The organism is Corynebacterium sp., assembly GCF_012838985.1.
Taxonomy (GTDB): domain Bacteria; phylum Actinomycetota; class Actinomycetes; order Mycobacteriales; family Mycobacteriaceae; genus Corynebacterium.
Window position 1 is genome coordinate 1 of sequence record NZ_DUOE01000206.1, and the last position, 9,386, is coordinate 9,386.

8 protein-coding genes and 1 pseudogene are annotated in these 9,386 nt (G+C 67.5%); 3 read left to right on the forward strand and 6 right to left on the reverse strand.

All coding sequences use genetic code 11. The features are described 5' to 3' along the window. Together GXZ33_RS11630 and GXZ33_RS11635 are read left to right on the forward strand one after the other, a co-directional pair. Positions 1-186: pseudogene (locus GXZ33_RS11630) on the forward strand (thiazole synthase); the annotation flags it as partial. Next, a complete protein-coding gene (locus GXZ33_RS11635) occupies positions 186-1,262 on the forward strand; it encodes a ThiF family adenylyltransferase (protein WP_291341287.1) in 1,077 nt (358 codons plus the stop codon). The pseudogene GXZ33_RS11630 and the gene GXZ33_RS11635, both read left to right, overlap by 1 nt. On the opposite strand, the gene wecB is transcribed toward GXZ33_RS11635, so the two are convergent. From wecB to GXZ33_RS11665, 6 genes are all read right to left on the reverse strand, one after another. Further along, positions 1,246-2,397 carry a UDP-N-acetylglucosamine 2-epimerase (non-hydrolyzing) gene (gene wecB, locus GXZ33_RS11640; protein WP_291341288.1) on the reverse strand — a complete coding sequence of 384 codons (1,152 nt, stop codon included), beginning with the start codon at positions 2,395-2,397 and terminating at the stop codon, positions 1,246-1,248. The genes GXZ33_RS11635 and wecB overlap by 17 nt on opposite strands. A gap of 42 nt (positions 2,398-2,439) precedes the next feature. Further along, complete coding sequence (locus tag GXZ33_RS11645; protein ID WP_291341290.1) at positions 2,440-4,161, reverse strand: polysaccharide deacetylase family protein; 1,722 nt, start codon at positions 4,159-4,161, stop codon at positions 2,440-2,442. An 82-nt stretch (positions 4,162-4,243) separates the two neighbouring features. Continuing rightward, entirely contained in the window at positions 4,244-4,972 is a 729-nt protein-coding gene (locus GXZ33_RS11650; RefSeq protein ID WP_291341292.1) for a hypothetical protein, read from the reverse strand. Continuing rightward, on the reverse strand, positions 4,969-6,321 hold the full coding sequence (locus GXZ33_RS11655) for a glycosyltransferase family 2 protein (protein ID WP_291341293.1): 1,353 nt from the start codon (positions 6,319-6,321) through the stop codon (positions 4,969-4,971). Before GXZ33_RS11655 ends, GXZ33_RS11650 begins: the two co-directional genes overlap by 4 nt. Continuing rightward, positions 6,318-6,635 (reverse strand): hypothetical protein, encoded by a 318-nt coding sequence (locus GXZ33_RS11660; protein WP_291341294.1) that lies wholly within the window; start codon positions 6,633-6,635, stop codon positions 6,318-6,320. Before GXZ33_RS11660 ends, GXZ33_RS11655 begins: the two co-directional genes overlap by 4 nt. Before the next feature lie 237 nt (positions 6,636-6,872). After that, complete coding sequence (locus tag GXZ33_RS11665; protein WP_291341295.1) at positions 6,873-9,116, reverse strand: Tex family protein; 2,244 nt, start codon at positions 9,114-9,116, stop codon at positions 6,873-6,875. Positions 9,117-9,197: 81 nt separating this feature from the next. On the opposite strand from GXZ33_RS11665, the gene GXZ33_RS11670 reads away from it, so the two are divergent. Then, on the forward strand, positions 9,198-9,386 hold a 189-nt coding region (locus tag GXZ33_RS11670), incomplete at its 3' end, for a PLDc N-terminal domain-containing protein (protein WP_291341297.1).

A 9,386-nucleotide genomic window follows, 5' to 3' on the forward strand; every position in this document is an offset into this window, starting at 1 on the left:
GACGGTGTGCTGCTGGCCTCCGCGGTCAACCGCTCGCAGGATCCGGTGGCCATGGCGCAGGCCATGCGGCACGCGGTCGAGGCCGGACGCCTGGCCGCCGGGGCCGGCCGCATCCCGCGCCGCGAGCACGCCGTGGCCTCCTCCAGCTTCGACGGGCTGGTCTCCTGGTCGGACCAGGTGCTGTAGTGCTCCCCGAGTCTGAACTGCGGCGCACCGCCCGCCAGCTCGCCCTGCCCGGCTACGGGATCGCGCAGCAGGAGGCGCTGCACCGCGCCCACGTGCTGGTCATCGGGGCCGGCGGCCTCGGCTGCCCGGCGATGCAGTCGCTGGCCTCCGCGGGTGTCGGTCACATCACGGTCATCGACGACGACACCGTCGACATCACCAACATCCACCGCCAGATCCTCTTCGGGGCCTCCGACGTGGGGCGCGTGAAGGTGGAGGTCGCCGCCGAACGTCTCCGGGAGCTGCAGCCGGGCATCGAGGTGACCGCCCTGAACGGGCGTCTCACCGTGGACAACGCGGTGGAGCTCGTCGGCTCCGTCGACCTGGTCCTCGACGGCTCCGACTCCTTCGAGACCAAGTACCTCGTCGCCGACGCCGCCGAGATCACCGGCACCCCCCTGGTGTGGGGCACGGTCCTGCGCTTCCACGGCGACGTGTGCCTGTTCACCTCCGGCCCCGGCGCGCGCGGGGTGGGTCTGCGTGACCTGTTCCCCGAGCAGCCGCGCGGTGACTCCATCCCCGACTGCGCCACCGCCGGCGTCCTCGGCGCCACCACCGCAGTCGTCGGCGGTCTGCTGGCCACCACCGCCATCGGACATCTCGCCGGCCTCGACGTGGTGCCCGGCCGCATGCTCAGCTATGACGCCTTCCCCGGCACGACCCGCACGTTCCAGATCCCCGCGGACCCGGCGCGCACGCTCGTGACCACGCTGGAGCCGTCGTATGGTGGGGACATGTGTGCCGTCAACCCCGCTGAGGCGCTTCTCGACGACGTCCGCGCCGGCAAGGCCCTCCTCCTCGACATCCGCGAGCCCCACGAGAAGATGCTCAACGACTCCCTCGCCGACCTGGACCCGGTGCGTCTGCCGTTGTCGGAGATCTACTCCCCCGACACGATCCGCCGCCGCCTGGGCGACGCGGAGCGGGTGGTCGTGCACTGCGCCTCAGGCGTGCGCTCGGCCGAGTTCTGCGCGCAGTACGCGGAACTCGGCTACGAGTTCATCGACCTGCCCGGCGGGATCAACGGCCTGCGCTGAACTCCGCGATCCTCTCCCCCACCCCGAGGAGCTGGGCGATGGCGGCCACACAGCGGGGCGCCGCCCGGCCGTCACCGTAGGGGTTGACGGCGTTGGCCATGGCGTCGTACGCGGCGGCGTCGTCAAGCAGTTCCCGCACGCCGTCGACGATATCCCGGCGGACCGTACCCACGAGCTTCACCGTGCCGGCCGTGACGGCCTCGGGACGTTCGGTGTTCTCACGCATCACCAGCACCGGCTTACCCAGCGAGGGGGCCTCCTCCTGCACGCCACCTGAATCGGAGAGCACCAGGGTGGAACGCTGCATGAGCTTGGTGAACTGGTCGTAGGGCAACGGGTCGGTGACGATGACGTTGTCCAGGTCCGCGACCTCCGGGAGCACCTTGTCCCGGACCCGGGGGTTGAGGTGCAGCGGCAGGACGAAGTTGACGTCCGGGTAGGTGCGGGCGAGTTCCTGGATCGCGGAACCGATCTCCACCATCGCGTGGAGGTTCTCGCGCCGGTGGGTGGTCACCAGCACCAGGCGGTTCTCGGATGCGACGGCCGCACGGAGCGCCTCATCCCCGAGCTCGGTGTCGAACTCCACGACGGTGAGCAGGGCGTCGATGACCGTGTTGCCGGTGACCACGATGTCCTCCCCCGGGAAGTCCTCCCGGAGCAGATTCTCCCGGGCCGCCTCCGTCGGCGCCAGGTGCAGTGACGCCACCTGGCTGATGAGCCGACGGTTCGCCTCCTCCGGGAACGGGGACTGGATGTTGCCGGTCCGCAGCCCCGCCTCGACGTGGACGACCTTCACCCCCCGGTTGAAGCCGGCCAGCGCCGCCGCCATCGCGGTGGAGGTGTCACCCTGCGAGATGATCACGTCCGGGTTCTCCCGGTCGATGATCTCATCCAGTCCGTGCAGCGCCCGCGACACCAGCTGGTTGAGGGTCTGGCCCGTCCGCATGAGGTTGAGGTCGTGGCGGGGTTCGATGCCGAACATCTCGTTGACCTGGTCCAGCATCTCGCGGTGCTGACCCGTGGTCACGGGGATCGACTCGAAACGCCCGTCACGCTGCAGCTCCGCCAGCAACGAGGCGACCTTGATCGCCTCCGGACGGGTGCCGTAGATGGTCATTACCTTGGGCCTAGACATGATTGCCTCTCTATCTGGTTGTCAGGTGCACACGGGAGCCTGTTACAGCTCGGTGGCGGGGACGAAGGTGTAGCCGAGATCGGTGATGCCGGTGACCAGCTCCTCCAGGTACTCCAGCGGCAGGTACGGGTGGAAGAAGAAGCTCGCCGTGGACTCACGGACCACCAGGTTGCGCTTCGCATTGTCCACCAGGAAGGCCGGCGGGCGGGGCGGGTGGTTGTTCTGCATCTCCTCCGACACGTTGCCCAGGTTCTCCGGCAGGACGGTGATCCCGTAGACGTCATGGACCCGGTAGGGGAAGATCTGCGTGAAGTCCGCCTGATCATCCTCGTGCCTGATGCCGGTGGTCAGTCCTGCGAAGTACTGGACACGCTCATAGCGGTAGTCGTAGCTGCGGGAGATCGCCTCGTAGGCGTTCGGGGACGCTCCGTAGTGCGGGACCTCGAAGATGTGCGGGGAACCCAGACCGGCCTCCACCATGATCTCCCGGCCCCGCTGGAGACGCGCGAGGTGGTCATCCACGCTGTCCCTGCTGACTGGGCCCGTCAGACGGACCCAGGAGTTCTGGCGGCACTCCTCGAACTCGTAGGGAGGGAACTCGGTGGCACTGCACCGCGCGCGGTAGAACTCGTAGTCGGCGGCGGTGCTGGCGCCCTGGTACGGGTTGTGGATGGTGCCGTACTGGTGCGTCGTTCCGTGCTGGATGAGGGTGCCGCCCTTCTCCTGCATGTACTTCAGAGCCTTGACCACATGCGGCCGGTCCAGCAGGGACACGCCGTAGTGGCGGACCGGATCCACGTCCGGGACCTCCGACAGGTGTGCCGGGATCACCGCCACCTGGAAGGGGATGTTGCGCTCGTGGAGGAAGTCCGCGACCCGACGCAGGGTGCGGGGATCGGCCTCGGGGCCGACGTCCTCCAGGCGGACCGCGGCCTTCTTCGTCGGCACCGTCTCCGGGGCCAGCAGATCATAGAGCAGGTCCGCGTACGCCAGGTGGTGGGTGTTCTCCACGATGACGTCCAGGGGGTTGTCCGCGACATAGGTGAGGTTCCCGGAGCGGATCGCCCACGGAAACTCGGTGCCCGGGGCGCCCGCACAGGCCTGCGGGGCCGCCGTGGTACCGCACAGCGCGGTGCCGAGCACCTCCACCTTCGCGGGGTCGGTGATGGCGGGGACGTAGATGAAACCGCTGGCCGGGGAACGGTCGAGGTCCTGATCCTTGTAGCGGATCGTCGTGATCTCATCAGTCTCGTTCACCTGTGAGGCAGCCGGCATCCAGCCGTAGCGCTCGGCGAACTCCTGGGACTCCGGGGAGCCCTCCCAGTCCCCCATCTGGTGGATGTTCGTGCCCGCCCAGAGGACCTTCGTCCGGCCGTCGAGGATGTCCGCCAGCAGGCTGGGCGGGAGGATCTCCTCGAACTTCGTGCCGACGTAGATGACGGCGTCGTAACTGTGCATCTGTCCGGGCTGGTAGTCGATGGCGTGCTGCATCGTCACCTCACCGAAGTGGGTGGCGAGGTTCGCGGTGCCCAACCCGTTGAGGTCGGCGCGTGCACTGCCGGTGTCGTAGAGCACCAGCGTCCGCTTGCCGCCGGCCTGCCCGAACGTGGCCGGGAACGGCTCGTGGTCCGGCTCTACGTCGATGTCGGGGTCGTCCTTGAAGTCCTCGACGAACTCGTGTGCCAGGGCGGACTGCTCGCCCACCCTGATGGTGTCATCCGTGATGAAGTAGAGCAGGTATCCCGCCCCCAGGACGCTCACCACGGAGGCCAGGACGAGCGAGAGTATCGCGAATCGCGTCGAGGCCCTTCGGTTACGGTGTCTGGCTCGGTGAAACATCGTCAATTCACTCCAACGTGTCTGGTGTTCTGCTGACGTTTTCGGGGGTCACTGCTCCACGGCCGTGGATCTCGAGGTCACTGAAACGGACCATCGCATCCTCGGTGTAGAGGCCGATCGTGCCTCCGCGGTACGGGGTTTCGGTGTCGGTGTAGGTGCCCAGGAGAGTGTCCTGCGCGTACACCGTGATGGTGTCGCCCTCGTGGACCACCCGCGCCCGGTGATCCTGGTTGAGGGGGAAACGGGGCAGTCGTCCGGAGGCGAGGAAGCGCTGCTTGCCGGGGTAGTCGGGGTCCTGCTTCGACAGTTCCCACCCGTTGGGTTTCAGCGCGAGGGCGTAGAAGTGGTCGTCGTCCCGGTAGTTCCACAGGATCCATCCGACCTCCCACGGGTTCGGGTTGCCGATCCTCACCTGTTCCTCGGTGTGGACGGTGACCGAGAAGTCGATGTCGCCCGGGTATTCCCCGGTCTGCAGCACCAGGCACGCGTGGGTGCTGTCCGGGGAGTCCGCCGACCTGGGCACCATGCGGACCTCCCGGTCGCTGCCGGTCACCGCACCGTACCCGTCGAAGACCACGTGCCACGGCCCGTGGCTGCTCCCCTCCTTCCACGCGCGGGTGTCGAAGGGGTTGCGCGAGCTGTGCTGGCCACTGGCGTTGGACGGCGGGCTGCATCCCACGGACGCCACTGCGAGTCCCACGGCCATGATCATCACCAGTACCTTCACCAGGTTCATGACCTGCCCGGGAGAGCGGGCGCGGCGACGACCGGTTCCTCCTCAGGTTCACCTTCGGCGATGCCGTGGGCATTCTCCTTGAGCCGCTCGGTCTTGACCCAGCTGTTCTTCTGCAGGACGATCCGGAACACCGCTCTCCAGCCGGCGAGGATCCACAGCAGGGCGTAGAAGACGTAGAGGTGCGCGACCGTCAGGGCCCGGACCACCCCCATGGAGGGCTCGGAACGCTGGTAGATGAGCCCCAGCACCATCGACGGGGCGAAGGCGAAGAGGTAGGTGCTCACCCACAGCCAGGTGAAGTGCGCGGTTCCCTGGTACAGGTCGATCGCCAGGTCCACCGCCCAGAGGAGGAAGGCACCGGTGAAGATGGAGCCGATGAGCAGGATGAACGGGCTGGTCAGGTGGTAGAACAGGTCGATGCGGCGGGAACCGTGCAGGCCGGTGACCACCTCGGGCACCAGGGACCAGGACTGCAGGTGCCCCTGGAACCAGCGGGTGCGCTGCCGCACCCAGCGACGCAGGCTCACCAGTCCCTGCTGGTGGACCGCGACATCCGGGCAGAAGCTAAGGTCCATGCCGGTGAGCAGGATCCGCACGCCGAGGTCGAGGTCCTCGGTGAGGGAATCGGTCCACGGACGGTCGCCGAGCTTCATCAGCGCGGACAGGCGGACGAACTGGCCGTTGCCGCCCAGTCCGGAGCTGCCGAGTTTCACACGGCCGCGCTGGAACACCTGGGTGTAGAGGACGAACTCGTAATCCTGGAAACGGGCGAGCAGGTTGGTATGCCGGTTATTGATGCGCACGCCGATCTGGACGCCCCCGAGCTGCGGATCATCGAAGGCGGGCAGGACGTAGTCGAGGGAACGCTCGTCCATGCGGCCGTCGGCGTCGACGACCACGATGATGGTGGTCGCCGGGTCCGGGTCCGGGATCACCCGGCCCGCGAGGATGTGGCGGATCGCGGCGTTGAGTGCCTGCCCCTTGCCCTTGCGGGCGTCGGGGAGCCTGCGCTGCAGGAGGTGGACACGCGGGTCGTCGAAGGAGCGGACGACGTCGGCGGTCCCGTCATCGGAGCCGTCGTCCACCACCAGGACGTTGGTCCGGGAGTGCCTGATCTGGAGCAGCCGCTCCACGCTGGCGCCGAGGACGCGCTCCTCGTTGAGACAGGGGAGGATGAAGATCACCTGGTAGGGGGTCGCCTCAGGTGAGTCCGGGTCGCGCGGCTGCCAGGACACCTTCCGCACCTGCGAGAGGATGATCATCGCGATCAGATAGCAGACGAAGATGAGTACGAGTGACACCGCGACGACGAGGACAAGGTCGATGCGCTGGCCGTTGATGAGGATCACTGGAGGATCTCCTTCCTGCGGATGTCCGGGACCTTCTTCAGGTTCGACACCGGCAGCGGTTCCCGGTCGACGGTGTTGACCGGGGAGACCCGCACCTCGTTGAGGGGGATCTCCTGTTCGGGGTGGAAGATGACCATCGCAGGCATCTCGGCCTGCCGGGAGACCCGGGCCTCCTCCACCTCCTGGACGGTTGTGACGGGAGTCCTGCCCTTCGGTCGCCATGTCACGAGGAGGACGATGACGACAGTGAGCACGTACGCCAGGAAGAGGACACTGGCGAAACGCAGCAGAGCGCGACTCAGTTCATAGGCCACGTCGGAAAATGTGGCCAAATACAGTGGCACCATGTCCACTCGCTTTCGGGGTCCACGGGTTTATGTAATTGCATTAATCACTATGATAACCAAATTACGTGCCGCCGAAAGCATTTGTGGGATGGGTCCCCCGACAGCCCCCGTCCCGCCCCCACAAAGGGGGTGTTCGTCGGACTTTAGTTAAGACAAATCCATGGATTTCTTCCCCCTACCCCCTTTTTACACCAGAAAAGGGGGTTAATACCTACCGGCCCGCCTGAGAGCCTCTGCCATCGATCCCCCGGCTGCCGGCGCCTGCTTCCGGCGCTGCGGCTTCCTCCGGGCCCGCTGCGGCTGCCCCGGTTCGTCGTCGAGACGCAGGCTGAGGCCGATGCGCTGCCGCTCGACATCAACCTCCATGACCTTCACCCTGACCACCTCACCCGAACGCACCACCTCATGCGGATCGGAGACGAACTTGTCCGACATGGCGGAGACGTGGACGAGGCCGTCCTGGTGGACGCCGACGTCGACAAAGGCGCCGAAGGCGGCCACATTGGTGACCGTTCCCTCGAGGATCATGCCCGGCTTCAGGTCAGAGAGCTTCTCGACGCCCTCCTTGAACGTCGCGGTCCGGAACTCCGGACGCGGGTCACGTCCGGGTTTGTCCAGCTCCGCGATGATGTCCGTGACCGTCGGGATACCGAAGGTGTCGTCGGCGAAATCGGCGGCCCGGAGGCCGGACAGCACCCGCGTGTTACCGATGAGTTCGGCGACCTCCAGGCCGGTGGCCTGCGCGATGCGGGCGACGACCGGGTAGGCCTCCGGGTGGACCGCGGAAGCGTCGAGGGGGTCGCGGCCCCCGGAGATGCGCAGGAAACCGGCGCACTGTTCATAGGCCTTGGGGCCCAGGCGCGGGACCTTGAGCAGGGCCTTCCGGTCGGGGAAGGCACCGTTGTCATCGCGGTGGGCCACGATGTTGCGGGCCACGGTGGCTGACACCCCGGCGACACGCTCGAGCAGCGGGACCGAGGCGGTGTTGAGGTCCACGCCCACCGCATTCACGGCCGACTCCACCACGCCGTCGAGGGTGCGGGCCAGGGCGTGCTGGTTGACGTCGTGCTGGTACTGGCCGACGCCGATGGCCTTGGGGTCGATCTTCACCAGCTCCGCCAGCGGATCCTGCAGGCGGCGGGCGATGGAGACCGCACCACGCAGGGAGACGTCCATGTCCGGGAACTCGGCGGCGGCGATCTCCGAGGCCGAGTACACCGACGCACCCGATTCGCTGACCACCACCGGGGTGGGACGCTTCCCGCCGGCCTCCCTGATCAGGTCCGCGATCTCACCCGCCAGTTTCTCCGTCTCCCGGGAGGCGGTGCCGTTGCCCACGGCCATGAGGTCCACTCCGTGGGTGGCGCACAGACCGGCGAGTTCCTGGCGGGCGGCGTCCCAGCGGTTCTGCGGCTGGTGCGGGTACACGACGGAGGTGGCCAGCACCTTGCCGGTCGGGTCGACGACCGCGCACTTCACGCCGTTGCGGTAGCCCGGGTCCATGCCGAGGGTCGCACGCTGCCCCGCCGGTGCGGCCAGGAGCACGTCGCGGAGGTTACGGGCGAAGACATCGAGGGCACCCTCCTCCGCCTTCTCCTTGAGGCGCATGCGCACGTCCAGGCCGGAGGACACGGCGAGTTTGGTGCGCCAGCCGAAACGGACGGCGTCGGCCAGCCAACGGGACCGCCCCACCGGGAGGGAGAAACGCCCGGCGATCATGCCCTCGTAGACGGTGTCGTCGCCGGCGTCGAGGGTGAGCTGGAGGACCCCCTCGGCCTCGCCGCGCAGGAGGGCGAGGATGCGGTGGGAGGGCAGCTTCGTGAAAGGCTCGGAGAACTCGAAGTAGTCCTTGAACTTGACCCCCTCCTTCTCCCGGCCGGCGACCACGGAGGAGACCAGCTGCCCGGTGCGGAACATCTGCTCGCGCACCTCGCCCACGAGGTCGGCGTCGAGGGCGAAGCGGTCGATGAGGATGGCGCGCGCACCCTCCAGGGCCTTCTTCCCGTCCTCGAATCCCTCCGTGAGGTACCCCGCGGCGAGGGACTCCGGGGAGGCGTCGGGGGTGTCGACAAGCGCGTCGGTGAGTGCCTCGAGCCCCGCGTCCCGGGCGATGTCCGCCTTCGTCCGGCGGCGCTTCCTGAAGGGCAGGTAGAGGTCCTCGAGGCGGGCCTTCGTCTCGCACGCCTGGATGAGTGCGCGCAGGTCCTCGGTGAGTTTGCCCTGCTCCTCGATTGCCTCGAGGATCGTCTGCTTACGGTCCTCGAGTTCACGCAGATAGGTGGCGCGCTCCTCGATGGTGCGCAGCTGGGTGTCGTCGAGTCCGCCGGTGGCCTCCTTGCGGTAGCGGGCGATGAACGGGACGGTGTTGCCCTCGGAGAGCAGGTCGAGCACGGCGCGGATCTGGTCCTCGCGCACCTTGAGTTCACGGGCGATGGTGGTGACGATCATTCGGGTCAGTTTACGCGGGAGGAGTGCGCAGCTGCGCAGTTGTGCTAGTATCAGTAGCACAACTAGCGGAAAGGGCGCCCCATGATCTACGCCGCCATCACCCTGGCCGTCGCACAGGTGACGCTGCTTGTGGTCGCCCTCACCGTGCTCCTGCGCACCCCCACCGACCGGCTCAGCAAGGGCCTGGGACGCTGGGGCTGGGCGGCGGTCGTCATCGTCGCCAACCTCATCGGCCCGATCCTCTTCCTCACCCTGGGCCGCGAACGCACC

Coding starts and splice junctions, on each gene's coding strand:
- GXZ33_RS11650 (WP_291341292.1), bottom strand. CDS start 4,972: ATGAACCTGGTGAAGGTACTGGTGATGATCATGGCCGTGGGACTCGCA.
- GXZ33_RS11665 (WP_291341295.1), bottom strand. CDS start 9,116: ATGATCGTCACCACCATCGCCCGTGAACTCAAGGTGCGCGAGGACCAG.
- wecB (WP_291341288.1), bottom strand. CDS start 2,397: ATGTCTAGGCCCAAGGTAATGACCATCTACGGCACCCGTCCGGAGGCG.